Source organism: Streptomyces sp. 130 (genome assembly GCF_007096885.1).
Lineage (GTDB): Bacteria > Actinomycetota > Actinomycetes > Streptomycetales > Streptomycetaceae > Streptomyces.
Genome location: NZ_VJNO01000048.1, coordinates 1 through 17,681 on the forward strand (window position 1 = coordinate 1; position 17,681 = coordinate 17,681).

The 17,681-nt window shown below is 74.9% G+C and carries 17 protein-coding genes; 14 read left to right on the top strand and 3 right to left on the bottom strand.

Annotated elements, in window-relative coordinates:
• Positions 1-208: 208 nt before the first annotated feature.
• Positions 209-754, top strand: a complete 546-nt coding sequence (locus FKN01_RS28525) for a helix-turn-helix domain-containing protein (protein WP_143625543.1) — start codon at positions 209-211, stop codon at positions 752-754.
• A gap of 28 nt (positions 755-782) precedes the next feature.
• On the opposite strand, the gene FKN01_RS28530 is transcribed toward FKN01_RS28525, so the two are convergent.
• Positions 783-1,925: a TDT family transporter gene (locus FKN01_RS28530; protein WP_143625544.1), complete on the bottom strand. Its 1,143-nt coding sequence runs from the start codon at positions 1,923-1,925 to the stop codon at positions 783-785.
• Positions 1,926-1,996: 71 nt separating this feature from the next.
• Here FKN01_RS28530 and FKN01_RS28535 point away from each other — a divergent pair, with 71 nt between their 5' ends.
• From FKN01_RS28535 to FKN01_RS28545, 3 genes are all read left to right on the top strand, one after another.
• Positions 1,997-2,938 carry a LysR family transcriptional regulator gene (locus tag FKN01_RS28535; RefSeq protein ID WP_143625545.1) on the top strand — a complete coding sequence of 314 codons (942 nt, stop codon included), beginning with the start codon at positions 1,997-1,999 and terminating at the stop codon, positions 2,936-2,938.
• A gap of 113 nt (positions 2,939-3,051) precedes the next feature.
• Positions 3,052-3,534 (top strand): GNAT family N-acetyltransferase, encoded by a 483-nt coding sequence (locus FKN01_RS28540; RefSeq protein ID WP_143625546.1) that lies wholly within the window; start codon positions 3,052-3,054, stop codon positions 3,532-3,534.
• The gene (locus FKN01_RS28545) at positions 3,531-4,490 is read left to right on the top strand and encodes a phosphotransferase (RefSeq protein ID WP_143625547.1); all 960 of its coding nucleotides are present in this window, start codon (positions 3,531-3,533) and stop codon (positions 4,488-4,490) included. The genes FKN01_RS28540 and FKN01_RS28545 overlap by 4 nt, the downstream gene beginning before the upstream one ends.
• Before the next feature lie 190 nt (positions 4,491-4,680).
• Here the strand turns inward: FKN01_RS28545 and FKN01_RS28550 are convergent, their stop codons facing one another.
• Positions 4,681-5,883, bottom strand: a complete 1,203-nt coding sequence (locus FKN01_RS28550) for an amino acid deaminase/aldolase (RefSeq protein WP_143625548.1) — start codon at positions 5,881-5,883, stop codon at positions 4,681-4,683.
• 308 nt (positions 5,884-6,191) lie between these two features.
• Between FKN01_RS28550 and FKN01_RS28555 the strand changes: the two genes are divergently transcribed.
• Genes FKN01_RS28555 through FKN01_RS28565 form a run of 3 tightly spaced genes read left to right on the top strand, consistent with a single transcriptional unit; the run spans position 6,192 to position 8,861 of the window.
• Positions 6,192-6,929, top strand: coding sequence for a hypothetical protein (locus FKN01_RS28555; RefSeq protein WP_143625580.1), 738 nt, complete (start codon positions 6,192-6,194; stop codon positions 6,927-6,929).
• A complete protein-coding gene (gene mycP, locus FKN01_RS28560) occupies positions 6,926-8,098 on the top strand; it encodes a type VII secretion-associated serine protease mycosin (protein WP_143625549.1) in 1,173 nt (390 codons plus the stop codon). The genes FKN01_RS28555 and mycP overlap by 4 nt, the downstream gene beginning before the upstream one ends.
• Positions 8,099-8,132: 34 nt before the next feature.
• A complete protein-coding gene (locus tag FKN01_RS28565) occupies positions 8,133-8,861 on the top strand; it encodes an SseB family protein (RefSeq protein WP_143625550.1) in 729 nt (242 codons plus the stop codon).
• 303 nt (positions 8,862-9,164) lie between these two features.
• Here FKN01_RS28565 and FKN01_RS28570 read toward each other — a convergent pair whose 3' ends face one another.
• Positions 9,165-9,527 (bottom strand): DUF1844 domain-containing protein, encoded by a 363-nt coding sequence (locus FKN01_RS28570; protein WP_073967877.1) that lies wholly within the window; start codon positions 9,525-9,527, stop codon positions 9,165-9,167.
• A gap of 341 nt (positions 9,528-9,868) precedes the next feature.
• Here FKN01_RS28570 and infC point away from each other — a divergent pair, with 341 nt between their 5' ends.
• The 7 genes from infC to pheT all read left to right on the top strand — a co-directional run bounded on the left by infC (position 9,869) and on the right by pheT (position 17,381).
• A complete protein-coding gene (infC, locus tag FKN01_RS28575) occupies positions 9,869-10,579 on the top strand; it encodes a translation initiation factor IF-3 (protein ID WP_143625551.1) in 711 nt (236 codons plus the stop codon).
• Positions 10,580-10,699: 120 nt separating this feature from the next.
• The gene (gene rpmI / locus FKN01_RS28580; RefSeq protein WP_018103793.1) at positions 10,700-10,894 is read left to right on the top strand and encodes a 50S ribosomal protein L35; all 195 of its coding nucleotides are present in this window, start codon (positions 10,700-10,702) and stop codon (positions 10,892-10,894) included.
• Positions 10,895-11,001: 107 nt separating this feature from the next.
• Positions 11,002-11,385 (top strand): 50S ribosomal protein L20, encoded by a 384-nt coding sequence (gene rplT, locus FKN01_RS28585; protein ID WP_143625552.1) that lies wholly within the window; start codon positions 11,002-11,004, stop codon positions 11,383-11,385.
• A 129-nt stretch (positions 11,386-11,514) separates the two neighbouring features.
• Positions 11,515-12,357, top strand: a complete 843-nt coding sequence (locus tag FKN01_RS28590) for an RNA methyltransferase (protein WP_143625553.1) — start codon at positions 11,515-11,517, stop codon at positions 12,355-12,357.
• A gap of 115 nt (positions 12,358-12,472) precedes the next feature.
• Positions 12,473-13,588 (top strand): PAS domain-containing sensor histidine kinase, encoded by a 1,116-nt coding sequence (locus FKN01_RS28595; protein ID WP_143625554.1) that lies wholly within the window; start codon positions 12,473-12,475, stop codon positions 13,586-13,588.
• A 155-nt stretch (positions 13,589-13,743) separates the two neighbouring features.
• Positions 13,744-14,871 (top strand): phenylalanine--tRNA ligase subunit alpha, encoded by a 1,128-nt coding sequence (gene pheS, locus FKN01_RS28600; protein WP_143625555.1) that lies wholly within the window; start codon positions 13,744-13,746, stop codon positions 14,869-14,871.
• Positions 14,871-17,381, top strand: a complete 2,511-nt coding sequence (pheT, locus tag FKN01_RS28605) for a phenylalanine--tRNA ligase subunit beta (protein WP_143625556.1) — start codon at positions 14,871-14,873, stop codon at positions 17,379-17,381. The genes pheS and pheT overlap by 1 nt, the downstream gene beginning before the upstream one ends.
• Positions 17,382-17,681: the final 300 nt, after the last annotated feature.

A 17,681-nucleotide genomic window follows, 5' to 3' on the forward strand; every position in this document is an offset into this window, starting at 1 on the left:
CCCGGCCCCGCGCGCACCCCCGCCCCCCCCCGGCCCCGCGGCCGCGCCCCCCCCCCCGGCCCCCGCCCGGGCCGGGGGGGGGCCCCCCGCGGGGCCCCCCCCGCCCCTTCCGGCGTGCCGGTGTGCTCACTTTCCGGGCCGTCCTGGCGTAAGGGTGTGCGCGAAGGGCTCGCAACCGGAAGGATGGCGAGCCGGGAGGGAGCCGGACATGGACGAGAAGGAAACACTTCGGGTGGGCGCCGCGGTCCGCCGACAGCGCAGATCCCTGGGACTCACGCTGGCCGCCGTCGCCTCGCGCAGCGGCCTTTCCGTACCGTTCCTCAGCCAGATCGAGAACGAACGCGCCAGACCCAGCGCCCGGTCGCTCGACCGGGTCGCCGAGGCCCTGGAGACCACCACCGCCCGGCTGCGCGCCGCCGCCGACTCCGCACGCGCGGTCGACGTCGTGCGCGCCGCCCACGAGGACGGGGTGCACCGGGTGGTCCGCGGGCGCCACCAGCTCAGTGCCCTGGAATTCACCGGGGAGCTCGACCTCGGGCGCGAGTTCCAGCACCGCAACGACGAGCTCCTGTACGTCGCCGAGGGCGCCGCCGAAGTGGAGGCCGAGGGCCGGGCCTACCGGCTCGTCCAGGGCGACACGCTCTTCCTGTCCGGCGGGGTCCGCCACCGCTGGCGGGCCACCCTCCCCGGCACCCGGCTGCTGTGCGTCGCGGTCGCCGAACACATCGACGCGACGTCCGACCCCCGGCGCTGACCGCGTCCGGGGCCGGCCGGGGACGTGCTCAGGCGGTACGGGCCGCCGCCGGCCGCGGCGGCGCCGCGAGCAGCGCCCCGCTGAGCAGCCCGCGCACCGTGCGCGCTCCCGCCACCGCCCACGCCGCCACCAGCAGCACGTACAGCGCGACGGCCAGCCAGCTGAACGCGGTCAGACCGGTGTGCCGGGCCAGGCCCGACGCGCCCGTCACACAGGTGCCGACCGGGAACGTGAAACCCCACCAGGTCATCGAGAACGTCATCCCGCCCCGCACCGCCCGCACCACCAGCGCCACGGCCAGGGCCAGCCACATCAGGGCGAAGCCCATCACCGGCACCCCGTACAGCACCGCGAACGCCCGCAGCGCCGAGGCGTACGGGCCCGCAACCGCGCCCGGCGCCACATCGGCCAGCGCGTTCACCGCGGTCGTCGACTGGCCCAGCGGGCCGAGCACCAGGAACAGCGTGGGCGTCAGGGCGAGCGGCAGCGGGCCCCCGTGCACCAGCCGGCCGAAGACCAGCGGGAGCATGACCAGCGTCGCCAGCAGGCTCAGCCCGAACATCGCGTAGCAGCCCAGCAGCAGCGCCTCCCGCCCCTGTCCCGCCGGGAGCTCCGCCACGAGGAGCGGGCCGAGCGCGGCCGACACCATCGGCGCCACCACCGGCAGCAGCCACACCGGGGAGGCCGTTCCCGGCTCCGGGCGGTGGCGCACGATCATGAGATACGGGACGGCCACGGCCGCCACCAGCCCGGCCACCGTGCCCGCCGTGTACAGGACCACGTCCAGCGCGAGCGCCGCCCGGTGCCCGACGAGGTCCTTGCCCACGGCCATGCCGGAGCCCCCGACGGCCAGCAGCGCCATCGACAGGCAACCGTAGAACGGCGCGACGGCGAGGTCCGCGAGATGGGCGCGCGCCTGGTCGCGGTGGGCCGCCCAGTGCCCGGCGCGGGCGGCCAGCACGGCGGCGAGCAGCAGCGCCGAGAACAGCCACACCGCGGTGCACGCGCCGCGCAGCCCGGGCACACGCACCGGCAGCGCGGCACCGGCGCTCGCCACGATCGCGGTGCCCATCACGGTGGCGTACCAGTTGGGGCCGAAGTGCCGCAGCGCGGGCCGCCGGAGGGGACCGGAGTACGGGGGAGAGGTGCGGGTCCGCAGATGGATGGCCATGCCACGATTCTTTCCGGCCGCACCGGGACCCCGCCAGGGAGCGCCGTCCTATGAGGCCATAAAGTGGACTTATGCCCAGCGAACCGCCCGCCCACCTGTCCCACCGGGTGCCCGACCTGGGCGCGCTGGAACTGCTCCTCGCCGTCGCCCGGCACGGCAGCCTCGGCCGGGCGGCCCGGGACGTGGGCATCACCCAGCCCGCCGCCAGCAGCCGCGTCCGCTCCATGGAACGGCAGCTCGGCCTCACCCTCCTCGACCGCTCGCCCCGCGGTTCCCGGCTCACCGACGCGGGCGCCCTGGTGACCGACTGGGCGCGCCGGGTCGTGGAGGCCGCCGAGGCCTTCGACGCGGGCGCCCAGGCGCTGCGCGACCGCCGCGACTCACGGCTGCGGGTCGCCGCCTCCCTGACCATCGCCGAATACCTGCTCCCCGGCTGGCTCATCGCCCTGCGCGCCGAGCGCCCCGGCACCGCCGTCTCGCTGCTCGCCGGGAACTCCGCGGTGGTCGCCGAGCGGCTGCTGAGCGGCGAGGCGGACCTGGGCTTCGTGGAGGGGCTGTCCGTCCCGGAAGGGCTCGACGGCACGGTCATCGCCCACGACCGCCTCGTCGTCGTGGTCGCCCCCGCCCACCCGTGGGCCCGCCGCCGCACCCCGCTGACCCCGGGCGAGCTGGCCGCGACGCCGCTGATCCTGCGCGAGCACGGCTCCGGCACCCGCCAGGTCCTGGACGCCGCGCTCGCCGTCCACGGCCCGCTGGCCCCGCCGCTCCTCGAACTCTCCTCGACCACCGCCGTCAAGGGCGCGGCGGAGAGCGGCGCCGGCCCCTGCGTCCTGAGCGAGCTCGCGCTCGGCGAGGAGCTGTCCGCCCGCCGCCTGGTCAAGGTCCCCATCGCCGGGGCCCGCCTGCGCCGCCAGCTGCGCGCGGTCTGGCCCTCGGGCCACCGCCCCACGGGCCCGGCCCGGGACCTGCTCGCACTGACCCGGTCGGAGCCCGCCCGGGGAGCGGCCCGCTGACGGGCCCCGGCCACCCGGTCCGACCCGGCCGGCCCCGGCGAAAAACGGGACGACGCGCCGGGGCCGGGCACGACACCATGGCGGGGCCACGGCACCTCACCGAAAGGACGCCCATGAGTACCTCGCCGCACCTGAGACGAGCGGGCGCGGACGACGCCGCCGAGGTCACCCGGCTCCGCAAGGTGATGCTGGCCTCCATGGGCGTCGTCCCGGAAGCCGACTGGACCCCGGTCTGCGAGGCGTACTTCCGCGAACGGCTCGCCACCGACCCGCACTTCGTCGCCTATGTGATCGACGCCGGCGACCGGCTGCTGTCCAGCACGGTGGGCCAGTACACCTGGTCCCTGCCCCGCCCGGGCCGCGCCCCGTACGTCGGGCACATCGCCTCGGTCGCCACCGACCCCGGCCACCGGCGGAAGGGCTACGCCCGCCTGACCTTCCGGGCCGTCCACGACCACCTCGTCGAGGCCGGGTGCTTCCGGATCAACCTGACCGCGACCCCGGAGGCCGAGGACCTGTACCGCTCGCTGGGATACGACGACCCCGGCGGACCCACGCCTCTGACCTGGACGGACACGACGGAGGCCCGCCGATGAGCACCACCGCGCCGCCCGCGCGGGGCGTCCGCCGCCCCTGGTCCGGCCTGCCCGCCGCCGTGCGCGAAGCCGTCGAGGACATCCTCGGCGCACCGGTCACCGAGGCCCACACCCAGAACGGCGGCTTCTCGCCCGGCGTCGCCGCCCGGGTCCGGCTCGCGAACGGCGGCCGGGCCTTCGTCAAGGCGGTGAGCGCCGAAGTGAACCCGGACAGCCCTGACATGCACCGCGCCGAGGCCCGTGTCACGGCAGCCCTGCCGCCGCACGCCCCCGCGCCCCGGCTGCTCGGCTCCTACGACGACGGAACCAGCGTCGCCCTCGTGCTGGAGGACATCGACGGGCGGCAGCCCCGGGTGCCCTGGGACCGGGGCGAGCTGGACCGGGTCCTGACGGCCGTCGGCGACCTCGCCCGCGCCCTGACCCCCGCCCCGGCCGGTGCGCCCTCGGCCGTCGAGGGCAAGTCCTCGCTGTTCCACGGCTGGCGCACCCTGCACGCCGCCGGCGGCGACCCCCGTCTCGACCCCTGGGCCGCCGGCCGCCTCGCCGCGCTCGCGGAGCTGGAGTCCGGCTGGGCCGAGGCCGCCGCCGGGGAGACCCTCGCCCACGGCGACCTGCGCGCCGACAACATCCTGCTCACCGAGGACCGGGCCGTCTTCGTGGACTGGCCGCACGCGGTGCGCGCCGCGCCCTGGTTCGACCTGCTGGTGATGCTCCCGTGCGTGGCCGCCCAGGGCTACGCCTCAGGGACGGGCGGCCCCGACCCGGACGCCCTGTTCACCGCCCACCCGCTCGGCCGGGACGCCGACCCCGACGCCGTCACCGCCGTACTCGCCGCCGTCGCCGGGTACTTCGCGGAGCAGGCGCTGCGCCCCGGCCCGCCCGGCCTCCCGACGCTCCGGGCCTTCCAGGCCGCCCAGGGCGCCGCCGCCCTGACCTGGCTGCGCCGGAGGCTCTGAGCCCGGCGCCCTTCCCCGTACGGCGCGCGGAACACCCCGGCGCCGTACCCGCAACACCCCCTCCGCCCATGTACCGGGACGCGCCCGCCGGCCCGCGAGGAGGGGACCCGTCCGTGACCGAGCGCACCGCCCCGCTCGCCCTCGCGGACCTGTCACCCGCCGGCAGCCCGGTGGTGCACCCGGACAGGTCCTAGAGGAACGTACGGCCCTCGCCCCGGTACGTCGGAACCGTCGCCGCCACCCGGTCGCCCTCGATCAGGTGCAGCGCGTCGAACCGCTCGCACAGCTCACCGGCCTTCGCGTGCCGGAACCACACCTTGTCACCGATCAGCAGATCGTCGGCCGGGGCGCCCAGCAGCGGGGTCTGCACCTCGCCCGGGCCCTCCTGCGGGTCGTAGCGCAGCCCCTCCGGGAGGTACGGGACCGGCAGCCGGTCCGTCCCGGCCGCGCCCGACGCCGGGTAGCCGCCCCCGAGGACCGTCACCACGCCCACCCCCGGCCGCCGCACCACGGGCTGGGCGAACAGGGCCGCCGGGCGGGCGGTGAACGAGGTGTAGTTGTCGAACAGGCGCGGCACGTACAGCCCCGAACCGGCGGCGATCTCCGTCACCGCGTCCTCCGCCGCCGTGTGCTGCACGCTGCCCGTGCCGCCGCCGTTCACGAACTCCAGGTCCGGCGCCACGGCCCGGACCGCCCGCACCACCTCGGCCCGCCGGGCCGCCAGCTCCCTGCGGGCCGTGGCCTGCATCAGCCGGATCGCCCGGGACCGCAGCGGACGCCCCGCCACCGCGTCCCCCACGCCCGCGATGTGCCCCTCGTACGCCATCAGCCCCACCAGCCGGAAACCGGGGCGCCGGACCACGGACCTGGCCAGGTCGGCCAGCTGGGCGGGGGAGCGCAGCGGCGAGCGCAGGGCCCCGATCCGGACCCGGCCGCCGAGCATCCGCAGCGAGGTGTCCAGCTCCAGGCAGACCCGGATCTCCTGCGTGCCGCCCGCGCGCGCCGCGTCGATCAGGTCCAGCTGGGCGTGGTCGTCCACCATCACCGTCACGGCCGCGGCGAGCTTCGGGTCGGCGGCCAGCTCCGCGTACGCCGGACGGTCGGCGGAGGGGTACGCGAGCAGCACGTCGTCGAACCCGGCCCGGGCCAGCCACAGCGACTCGGCGAGCGTGAACGACATGATCCCGGCGAAACCGGGCCGCGCCAGCACCCGCTCCAGCAGGGCCCGGCAGCGCACCGACTTGCTCGCCACCCGAACCGGCTTGCCCGCCGCCCGGCGTACGAGATCGTCCGCGTTGGCGTCGAACGCCTCCAGATCCACGACGGCGACGGGAGCGTCGAGATGGGCGGTGGCCCGGTCGTAACGGGCCCGGTCAGCGGCTCGGGCAGTCATGGCCGCAGCTTGCCAGACGGTTCTACCGCTGGGTAGGGGGAAGATCCGTGCAGATCGGCCGGTACGCGGACCGCCCGCTCCCCGCAGCCCGTAGAGTGACGCCCACGCGGCGGACGGGGCCCCGCCCGCAGGCGGCGGGACGCGCGGTACGGAACGGACCAGGGGGGCGGATGAGCACCGAGGCACGGCGCGCCCCCGTCCCACCCCGCCCGACGACCCCGCCCGCCTCCCCGGGCCGGCCGCCCCCCGCCGCACCGCCGCACGAGCCCGCACCGCCCCCCGGCGCCCCCGCCCGCCACCGCCGGGCCGTGGCCGCCGGTGTCTGCGGCGTCCTCGGACTCGGGCTGATCGCCGGCGCCGCGGTCGGCAGCCGGCTCACCGGCGGCCCCGACGACGACCCCGCCGCCCGCAGCGCCTACACCGTGGGCCGGGAAGCCTGGCACAGCATCCCCGTGGACACCCTCTTCCCCCGCACCCTGAAGGGCGACGGCGCCGGGCCCGGCGGCGCCGACCGGGTCTGGACGCGGCTCGCCGTCGCGCCCGACGGCGGCTGCGCCGACGCGCTCGACCCGCTGCTCGCCAGGACGCTGCGTACGGTCGGCTGCGCCCACGCCCTGCGCGCCACGTACACCGACGCGACCGCCAGCAGCGTCACGACGGTCGGGCTCGCCTTCACCGAGGCCGACCCCGACGCGATGCGGGCCCTCGGCGCCCGGTTCGCCGACCAGCACCTCGACCGGCGCACCGACCTGCTGCCCCGCGCCTACCCCGTGAAGGACAGCCCGGCCGCCTCCTTCGGCGCCCGGCAGCGCGCCAGCTGGTCCGTCCACGTGCTGACCGAGATCCCGGTCGTCGCCTTCGCCGTGACCGGGTTCGCCGACGGACGCGTGAGCACCCCGCCCCAGCCCGCCGACCGGGCCATGGCCACCGGCGCCACCACCCCCGCCGCGCAGGCCGGCCTCGGTCACGAGGCCAAGGGCCTGTCCGACGGCGTCGAGCGGGCGCTCCGCACCCACGTGGCCGACCTCATGGAGCAGCCGGAATGAAACACGCCTTGGGCGTCCTCAGCGCGGCCCTCGCCCTCGCCCTGCTCCCCGCCGCCCCCGCCGCAGCCGACACCATCCGGGCCCAGCAGTGGGGCCTGGCAGCCCTGCACACCGACCGGGCCTGGGAGACCACGCGCGGCAAGGGCGTCACCGTCGCCGTGGTCGACACCGGGGTCGACGGAAGCCTGCCCGACCTCGCGGGCCAGGTCCTGCCCGGCAAGGACCTCATCGGCTTCGGCGCCGGGCGCGGCGACAAGGCGTGGGCCCGGCACGGCACCGCCATGGCCGGGATCATCGCGGGCCGGGGCCACGGCAGCGGCCGGGCCGACGGCGTCCTCGGCATCGCGCCGGAGGCGAAGATCCTCCCGGTCCGCGTCATCCTCGAAGCGAGCGACCCGGACCGGGCCGAGGCCCGCAGGTCCCGGGCCACCGCGCTCGCCGACGGCATCCGCTGGGCCGCCGACCACGGCGCCGACGTCATCAACCTCTCCCTCGGCGACGACAGCGAGTCCGCGCACCCGGAGCCCGGCGAGGACGCCGCCGTCCAGTACGCGCTGAAGAAGGGCGCCGTCGTCGTCGCCTCGGCCGGCAACGGCGGCGAGAAGGGCGACCACATCTCCTACCCCGCCGCCTACCCCGGGGTGATCGCCGCCGCCGCCGTGGACCGGTACGGCACCCACGCCTCGTTCTCCACCCGCCGCTGGTACACCACCGTGAGCGCCCCCGGCGACGACATCGTCGTACCGGCGCCCGACCGCAAGTACTACGTCGAGTGGGGCACGTCCGCCGCCGCCGCGTTCGTCTCCGGCGCGGTGGCCCTCGTCAAGTCCGCCCACCCCGGACTCACGCCCGCGCAGATCAGAGAGCTGCTCACCGACACCGCGCGCGACGCCCCCGCCGGCGGCCGTGACGACGCGCGCGGCCACGGGATCGTCGACCCGGCGGCGGCCATCGAGGCGGGCGGGCGCCTCCGCTCCGCCGGCGCGCGCGGCGGCTCCGCCCCGGCCGGCTACCGCGAGCGGTACTTCGGCGCCGGGCCCACACCCGGACCCGGGGACGGCGGACCGGCCGGCTGGCTCGCCCCGGCGGCCGGGGGCCTCGGCGTGCTCCTGCTGGCGGCGGGCGTGCTGCTGTGGCGGGGCCGCTCCCCGTTCACCGGGAACCGCTGACCGGGCGCCGCCGGCCAGGCACTACGCTCGCCCTGTGGCGCAGAAGAACATCCCGGACCCCGGTTTCTCCGACGACGACGGCACCGCCGACCCCGCCCTGGCCTCGGCGCTCGCCGCCTGGGCCGAGGACCGCACCGCCGTCGCTCCGGTCCTCGAAGCGCTGAAGGGCGCCCGGCTCCTGGTGCCCGTCGTGGCCGTCCTCGGCGAGGTGGAGACGGACGAGCGGGGGCTGCGGCGCGAGAAGACCAGCGACATGGCCGTGCCCACCCTCCAGGCCGGCGACCGCCGTGCCCTGCCCGCCTTCACCTCCACCGCCTCGCTGGCCCGCTGGGACCCGCAGGCGCGCCCCGTCGCCGTACCCCTGCACCAGGCGCTCCAGGCCGCCGCGCACGAGAAGGCCGACACCGTGGTGCTCGACCTCGCCGGGCCGGTGGCCTTCGAGCTGACCGGGGCCGCCCTGCGCGCCCTCGCCGAGGGCCGTACCAGCGCCGACCCGCTGGACGACCCCGCCGTCACGGCCGCCGTCCGCGCGGTGGTCGCGGCCGAGCCCGCCGTGCTCCGCGCCCATCTCGGCCCCGGCAGCGCGGACGGCACCCTCGCCCTGGTTCTCGCGGCGGACGCCGACCCGGCCCAGGCGGCGGGCCGGGTCGCCCGCGCGCTGGCCGCCGACGAGGTGCTGCGCGCCCGGCTGGTCCGGGGCCTGGACCTCGCGCTGCTCCCGGCCGGCGCGCACACGCCGGGTGCGCCCCTGTTCACGCGCTGACCTCCCGCGCGGCCCGGTGCGCGTGGCGGTGACCCACAAGGCGGCGGCCGTCGGCTTCGACGGGCTGCCCATCGGCATCCCCCGCGTGGCGATCCACCTGGCCGGCATCCCGCTCACCGGGACCTCGGTCCCGCGCTGTCCGCGGCCGTACCGCCCGCGCTGTCCGCGGGCGGTACGGCCCTCTCCCGGCCGCGGCTGTTCATCGCGGCCCCGCCGGCCGGCGGTCTCCGGCCGTACGCGCGTGAGCCCCCCGCCGGAAGGACCGCCAGGGGGCTCACGCGCGTACGGAGGAAAGGGGAACGCTCAGCCGAAGACCGGGCCGGTGTACTTCTCGCCCGGGCCCTGGCCCGGCTCGTCGGGCACGAGCGACGCCTCGCGGAAGGCCAGCTGGAGGGACTTCAGGCCGTCCCGCAGCGGGGCGGCGTGGAAGGAGCTGATCTCGGTGGTGCTGGCGTCCAGCAGGCCGGCCAGCGCGTGGACCAGCTTGCGGGCCTCGTCCAGGTCCTTGTGCGCGTCGCCGTCCTCGGTCAGGCCGAGCTTCACGGCGGCGGCGCTCATCAGGTTGACGGCGACCGTCACGATCACCTCGACGGCGGGCACCTCCGCGATGTCGCGGGCCATCTCGTCGAAGCCGGGGGAATCACTGCTGGGGGTCGCGTCACTCATGCGCCTTACGATAGGCCCCCGGCGGACGCCCCCCGCCCGCGGGAGCCGGTGCGCACGCCGGTTGGTGCCCGCCCGGCCGAGCTGCTAACCTAGGGTGACGACCGGCCGGACAGCTATGTGCCCGGCCCACAAGTGGAGGCTCCGCTCTCCCACCTGGCCGCCCTCAGGGCGGCGGGTCACCGGTCAGGTGGTGCCCATCGTTCCGTACGGACGATGGAGCCGCCCGATGCGCCCCGCGGTTCACCGTGGCGGTGTTCCGGTTTTCCAGGAGCCCCGCCTGTGTCCCGTCCGGGGCATTTTTCTTGCTCCGACGCGGTTGGTCTGTCTGAAACAGACGTTACGTGGCTGTCCGCCAGGCGGTCGCGTGGTGCTACCGAGGAGGATCCATCAGCGCCGAGCCCCGCATCAACGACCGGATTCGCGTGCCCGAGGTGCGACTTGTCGGTCCCAGCGGCGAGCAGGTCGGGATTGTGCCGCTTGCCAAGGCCCTGGAACTCGCACAGGAGTACGACCTCGACCTGGTCGAGGTGGCGGCAACCGCCCGTCCGCCCGTGTGCAAGCTCATGGACTACGGGAAGTTCAAGTACGAGTCGGCCATGAAGGCCCGTGAGGCGCGCAAGAACCAGGCGCACACGGTCATCAAGGAGATGAAGCTCCGGCCGAAGATCGACCCGCACGACTATGACACCAAGAAGGGTCACGTCGTCCGGTTCCTCAAGCAGGGCGACAAGGTCAAGATCACGATCATGTTCCGCGGTCGTGAGCAGTCCCGCCCCGAACTGGGCTTCCGACTGCTCCAGCGGCTCGCTTCGGACGTGGAGGAACTCGGCTTCATCGAGTCCAACCCGAAGCAGGACGGCCGGAACATGATCATGGTTCTGGGCCCGCACAAGAAGAAGACCGAAGCCATGGCCGAGGCCCGCGAGGCCCAGGCCGCCCGCAAGGCGGGGCGCCAGGGGAACAACTCCGGTGCCGAGTCCGCGGAGAAGGCCCCCGAGGCTCCGGCCGAGGCGGCGCCCGAGGCCGAGGCCGAGACACCTTCCGAGGCGTGACCGCGGGGGGTGCCACCCAGGCACCCCCGGGTCCCCCCGGAACCCCCATCAAGATCTGACGCCCCTGCAGTCCGGTGCCCGCACCGAGAGGGGCGCCACTGACGAGGAGAGAACGGCGCGATGCCGAAGAACAAGACGCACAGCGGTGCCAGCAAGCGCTTCAAGATCACCGGCTCCGGCAAGGTGCTGCGCGAGAGGGCCGGCAAGCGCCACCTGCTCGAGCACAAGTCGTCCAAGAAGACGCGTTCGCTGACCGGCACGGTCGTCGCGGCTCCGGCCGACGCCAAGAAGGTCAAGAAGCTTCTCGGCAAGTGAGGCCGTCGTCCCCGGTGAGTCCGGGGACGCGCCCTCGATCCGACCGGGACCAATTCGTTTCCGGGCCGTGTGAGTACGACCACGGCCCCGCTACAAGGAGTTAACAAGTGGCACGCGTCAAGCGGGCAGTCAACGCCCACAAGAAGCGCCGGGCGATCCTCGAGCAGGCCAGCGGCTACCGCGGTCAGCGTTCGCGCCTGTACCGCAAGGCCAAGGAGCAGGTCACCCACTCCCTGGTCTACAACTACAACGACCGCAAGAAGCGCAAGGGCGACTTCCGTCAGCTCTGGATCCAGCGCATCAACGCGGCTGCCCGCCAGAACGGCATGACGTACAACCGCCTCATCCAGGGTCTGAAGGCCGCCAACGTCGAGGTGGACCGCAAGATCCTGGCCGAGCTCGCGGTCAACGACGCCAACGCGTTCGCCGCCCTCGTCGAGGTCGCCCAGAAGGCCCTCCCGAGCGACGTCAACGCCCCGAAGGCCGCCTGACCCAGGCCGCACTTCCTGGTTTTGAGCCGGACCCGCAGGCGCTCGCCGTCTGCGGGTCCGGTGCGTTGCACCCCCGTCTCCCCCTGTCACGACCCGCACCTTCGTACGCAGAGAGGCTCGCCGCCGACCATGGGCATCCCTGAACTGATCTCCCCGCGTTCGCCGAGGGTCGCCGCCGCCCGGCGGCTGGCCAGGCGCAACTTCCGCGGCAAGGAGCGCAGGTTCATCGCCGAGGGGCCGCAGGCCGTCCGCGAGGCCGCCGAGCACCGGGGCGACGACGGCGAACCGACCCTGGTCGAACTCTTCGCCACCGTCGAGGCCGCCGACCGCTACGCCGCGATCATCGACGCCGCCCACGCGGCCGGCGCCCGCGTCCACCTCGCCGGTCCCGACGTCCTCGCCGACGTCTCCCAGACCGTCACCCCGCAGGGCCTCATCGGCGTCTGCCGCTTCCTCGACTCGCCCTTCGACGCGATCCTCGCCGCCCGGCCCAAGCTGGTCGCCGTGCTGGCCCACGTCCGCGACCCCGGCAACGCCGGCACGGTCCTGCGCTGCGCCGACGCGGCGGGCGCCGACGCGGTGGTCCTGACCGACGCCTCCGTCGACCTGTACAACCCGAAGTCGGTACGCGCCTCGGTCGGTTCGCTCTTCCACCTGCCGGTCGCCGTGGGCGTCCCCGTCGAACAGGCCGTACGCGGGCTGCGCGAGGCGGGCGTCCGCATCCTGGCCGCCGACGGGGCGGGCGCCGACGACCTGGACGACGAACTGGACGCCGGCACGATGGGCGGACCCACCGCCTGGGTCTTCGGCAACGAGGCGTGGGGCCTGCCGGAGGAGACCCGCGCCCTGGCCGACGCCGTGGTGCGGGTGCCGATCCACGGCAAGGCGGAGAGCCTGAACCTCGCCACCGCAGCCGCCGTCTGCCTGTACGCCTCCGCGCGCGCCCAGCGCCCCCGGCGTACCACCGGCTGACCCCGCCGCGCGCTCCCACTTCGACGGAGAGCCCCGACGGGGTGTCGCTCCGTCACCGACGACTAGTAGGGTGACGCACTCGGGGGCCCACCGGTTGCGAGAGTGGGGTACGGGAATGGCTGCCGGCATGAGCGGGCCGCGCGCGGCTCACGCGGCCGTCGCGGACGCCGCGGCGGGGGGCCCCGGGCTGGACCCAGACGACCTGCCCGACGGGCTCGTCGTCGCGGACGGGACCGGCCGGGTCATCTGCTTCAACGCCGCCGCCGTCCGCATCACGGCCGTGCCGAAGGCCGCCGCCCTCGGCCGCCCGGTGGAGCAGGTGCTGCCGCTGGAGGACCTCAAGGGCCGCCGCTGGTGGCAGCTGACCGACCCCTACGGCGGCCTCGCCACCCGGACCGGCCAGCCCGAGCGCAACCTCCTGCTGCCCGGCGGGCGCGAGGTCCTGGTCTCCGCCCGCTATGTCCGCGAGACCCCCACCGGCCCCGTCCGCCGCCTGGTCGTCAGCCTCCGCGGCACGGAGGCCCGCCGCCGCACCGAGCGCAGCGACGCCGAGCTCATCGCGACCGTCGCCCACGAACTGCGCTCGCCGCTGACCTCGGTCAAGGGCTTCACGGCGACGCTCCTGGCCAAATGGGAGCGGTTCACCGACGACCAGAAGCGCCTGATGCTGGAGACGGTGTACGCGGACGCCAACCGGGTCACCCGCCTCATCACCGAGCTCCTGGACATCTCCCGGATCGACTCCGGCCGCCTGGAGCTGCGCCGCCAGCCCGTCGACCTGTCCGCCGCCGTCGAGCGCCACGTCCAGGCGCACACCGCGGCCGGCCAGGACCCCGGCCGCTTCCTCGTCCGCACCAGCCAGCCGCTGCCCGCGGTGTGGGCCGACCCGGACAAGGTCGACCAGGTGCTCGGCAACCTGCTGGAAAACGCGGTGCGGCACGGCGAGGGAACTGTCACCATCGACGTGGCACCCGCACCGGCGAAGAGCGACGAGAGGGGAGCGGCCGTCACCGTGAGCGACGAAGGCCCCGGCATCCCCGAGGAGTCGATGAGCCGCGTCTTCACCCGCTTCTGGCGGGGCAGCAAGCGCGGCGGCACGGGCCTGGGCCTCTACATCGTCAAGGGCATCGTCGAAGCCCACGGCGGCACCATCACGGTCGGCCGCGGCCCCGGAGGCGGCGCGGAGTTCCGATTTATGCTGCCCGTGAGCACGCCGGCCTACCTGAGTTAAGGCCCCGAGCGGCCCACGGGCGCCCCACCCGCCCCGCGACCCTTAGACTCGACCCTTGGCACCTTTGCGTCCTCCGGTCTTCGAGCGAGGTCACGGGGGTCCGGGAGTATCCCCCGGTAAGCGCAGCACTCAGCCAATCGGAAGTACGGGAAGAGATGTCGGCACCGAACAAGTCGTACGACCCAGTCGAGGTCGAGGCACTGAAACCGGAAGAGATCGAGCGCATCCGGGACGAGGCGCTCGCCGCCTTCGCCGCCGCGGGCGACCTCGAAGCGCTCGCCCAGGCGAAGACCGCGCACACCGGTGGCACCTCGCCCCTGTCGCTCGCCAACCGCGAGATCGGCGCACTGCCCCCGCAGGCCAAGGCCGAGGCCGGCAAGCGCGTCGGCCAGGCCCGCGCCGCCGTGGGCCGCGCCCTCGCCGCCCGCCAGGCGGAGCTGGAGGCCGAGCGCGACGCCCGTGTCCTGGTCGAGGAGGCGGTGGACGTCACCCTGCCCTACGACCGCACCCCGGCCGGCGCCCGCCACCCGCTGACGACCTTCATGGAGCGCGTCGCCGACGTGTTCGTGGCCATGGGCTACGAGATCGCCGAGGGCCCCGAGGCCGAGGCCGAGTGGTTCAACTTCGACGCCCTCAACTTCGTGCCCGACCACCCGGCCCGGCAGATGCAGGACACCTTCTTCGTCCAGGGCCCCGACGGCGCGAAGAACGACGAGTCCGGTGTCGTGCTGCGTACGCACACCTCCCCGGTCCAGGCCCGTACCCTGCTCGACCGCGAGCCCCCGGTCTACGTCGTCTGCCCCGGCCGCGTCTACCGCACCGACGAGCTCGACGCCACGCACACCCCGGTCTTCCACCAGATCGAGCTGCTCGCCGTGGACGAGGGCCTGACCATGGCCGACCTGAAGGGCACCCTCGACCACATGGTCCAGGCGCTCTTCGGCCCGGACATGAAGACCCGGCTGCGGCCGAACTTCTTCCCGTTCACCGAGCCGTCCGCCGAGATGGACATGGTCTGCTACGTCTGCCGCGGCGCCTCCGTCGGCAACCCGGACCGCCCCTGCCGCACCTGCGGCAGCGAGGGCTGGATCGAGCTCGGCGGCTGCGGCATGGTCAACCCCAAGGTGCTCACGGCCTGCGGCGTCGACCCCCAGAAGTACAGCGGATTCGCCTTCGGGTTCGGCATCGAACGGATGCTGATGTTCCGCCACAACGTCGAAGACATGCGAGACATGGTCGAAGGAGACGTCCGGTTCACCCGGCCCTTCGGGATGGAGATCTGATGCGCGTCCCGCTTTCCTGGCTGCGGGAATACGTCGACCTGCCGGCCACCGAGACCGGCCGTGACGTGCAGGCCAAGCTGGTCGCCGTCGGTCTGGAGGTCGAGACGGTCGAGCAGACCGGCGCCGGCCTCACCGGCCCGCTGGTCGTCGGACAGGTGCTGACCATCGAGGAGCTGGAGGGCTTCAAGAAGCCGATCCGCTTCTGCACGGTCGACGTCGGCACCGCCAACGGCACCGGCGAGCCGCAGGAGATCGTCTGCGGCGCCCGTAACTTCGCCGTCGGCGACAAGGTCGTCGTGGTGCTGCCCGGCGCCGTGCTCCCCGGTGACTTCGCGATCGCCGCCCGCAAGACGTACGGCAAGACCTCGCACGGCATGATCTGCTCCGCCGACGAGCTCGGCATGGGCGACGACGGCACCCACGGCATCATCGTGCTCCCGCCCGAGTACGAGGTGGGCACCGACGCGATCGAGCTCCTGGAGCTCCGCGACGAGGTCCTGGACATCGCCGTCACGCCCGACCGCGGCTACTGCCTGTCCATGCGCGGCGTCGCCCGCGAGACCGCCATCGCCTACGGCCTGCCGCTGCGCGACCCGGCGCTCCTGGACGTGCCCGCGCCCAACGCGTACGGCTACCCGGTCAAGGTCTCCGACCCGATCGGCTGCTCCCGCTTCACCGCGCGCACCGTCACCGGACTCCAGCCCGAGGCCCGCACCCCGATCTGGATGCAGCGCCGGCTGCAGAAGGCGGGCATGCGGCCGATCTCGCTCGCCGTCGACGTCACCAACTACGTGATGCTCGAACTCGGCCAGCCGCTGCACGCCTACGACCGCAGCCGCATCGACGGCCCGATCGGCGTCCGCCGTGCCGAGCAGGGCGAGAAGCTCACCACGCTCGACGGCGCGGTCCGTGTGCTGGACTCCGGCGACCTCGTCATCACCGACAACCGCGGCCCCATCGGCCTCGCGGGCGTCATGGGCGGCGCCGACACGGAGATCGCCGACGCCGCCGAGGGCGCGCACACCGCCGAGGTCGTCATCGAGGCCGCGCACTTCGACGCGATCTCGATCGCCCGCACCGCGCGCCGCCACAAGCTGCCCTCCGAGGCGTCCAAGCGCTTCGAGCGCGGCGTCGACCCGCAGGCCGCCGCAGCTGCCGCGCAGCGCACCGTCGACCTGCTGGTCCTGCTCGCCGGCGGCACCGCCGAGGCGGGCGTCACCGAGGTCAGCGCCCCGTCCGCACCCCGCACCATCACGATGCCGGCCGACCACCCCGACAGGGTCGCCGGTGTCGCCTACGGCCGCGAGACCGTCGTCCGCCGCCTCCAGGAGGTCGGCTGCGACGTCTACGGGCAGGACGAGCTCCTGGTCACCACGCCGTCCTGGCGCCCCGACCTCACCGAGCCGAACGACCTGGCCGAAGAGGTCATCCGCCTGGAGGGCTACGAGAACCTGCCCTCCACGCTGCCGACCCCGCCCTCCGGCCGCGGCCTCACCGACCGCCAGCGGCTGCACCGCCGCGTCGGCCGGGCGCTCGCGGGCGCGGGCTACGTCGAGGCGCTGAACTACCCGTTCATCGGCGAGGCGGTCCTCGACCAGCTCGGCCTGGAGGCCGACGACGACCGCCGCCGCACGGTCAAGCTGGTCAACCCGCTCTCCGACGAGGAGCCCTCGCTGCGCACCACGCTGCTGCCGGGCCTGCTCGGCGCACTGCGGCGCAACGACGGCCGCGGCAGCCACGACCTCGCGCTCTTCGAGACCGGCCTCGTCTTCCGGCCGACCGGCGACGAGACCAAGCCCGTCCGGCTGCCCGTGGACCGGCGCCCCTCGGACCTGGACATCGCCTCGCTCGACGCCGCGCTGCCGCACCAGCCGCGCCGCGCCGCCGTCGTCCTCGCGGGCGCCCGCGAGCAGGCCGGCTGGTGGGGCAAGGGCCGCCCGGCCGACTGGGCGGACTCCGTCGAGGCGGCGCGTACCATCGCCCGCGAGGCCGGGGTCGAGGTCACCGTCCGCGCCGACCGGCACGCCCCCTGGCACCCGGGCCGCTGCGCCGCGCTGTACGTGACCGTGGCCGGCGAGGAGACCCTGTTCGGACACGCGGGTGAGCTGCACCCGCGGGTCATCAAGGAGCTCCACCTGCCCGAGCGCACCTGCGCGGCGGAGGTCGACCTCGACATCCTGCAGCAGGCCGTCGACGGCGTCCTGCGGGCGCCGAGGATCTCCACCTTCCCGGTGGCGACCCAGGACGTCGCGCTGGTCGTCGGCCAGGACGTGCCCGCCGCCGAGGTGGAGCGCGCGCTCCGCGAGGGCGCGGGCGAACTCCTGGAGTCGCTGCGGCTGTTCGACGTCTTCACGGGCGAGCAGATCGGCGCGGGCAGCAAGTCCCTGGCGTACGCGCTGCGCTTCCGCGCCGCCGACCGCACCCTGACGGTCGACGAGGCGAGCGCCGCCCGTGACGCGGCCGTCGCCCTGGCCGCCGAGCGTACGGGCGCGGTGCTGCGCGGAGCGTAGGACCACTCGGCTGTACGAAGGAGGGGCGCATCCGGCCACCGGATGCGCCCCTCCTGTGTGCTCGCCGTCCGACCCCGCCGCGGAGTGTCGGGCAGGCCGGCGGAGCGGACCGCGCGGATGCGGGCCGCCCTGCTGTACGAGGGGGAGCGGACGGCCCGTACGCGCCCTGCGAGGGCAATCATTCAAGCGAGCCCCGGCCCGGTGCGGCAGCGTGCGCGGGGGGACGGTTCGGGCATTCCGTTCACACCCCGTGTGAATCGTGCTCCACTGGGGCGACACGTCCTGGCGTGTCGAACCACC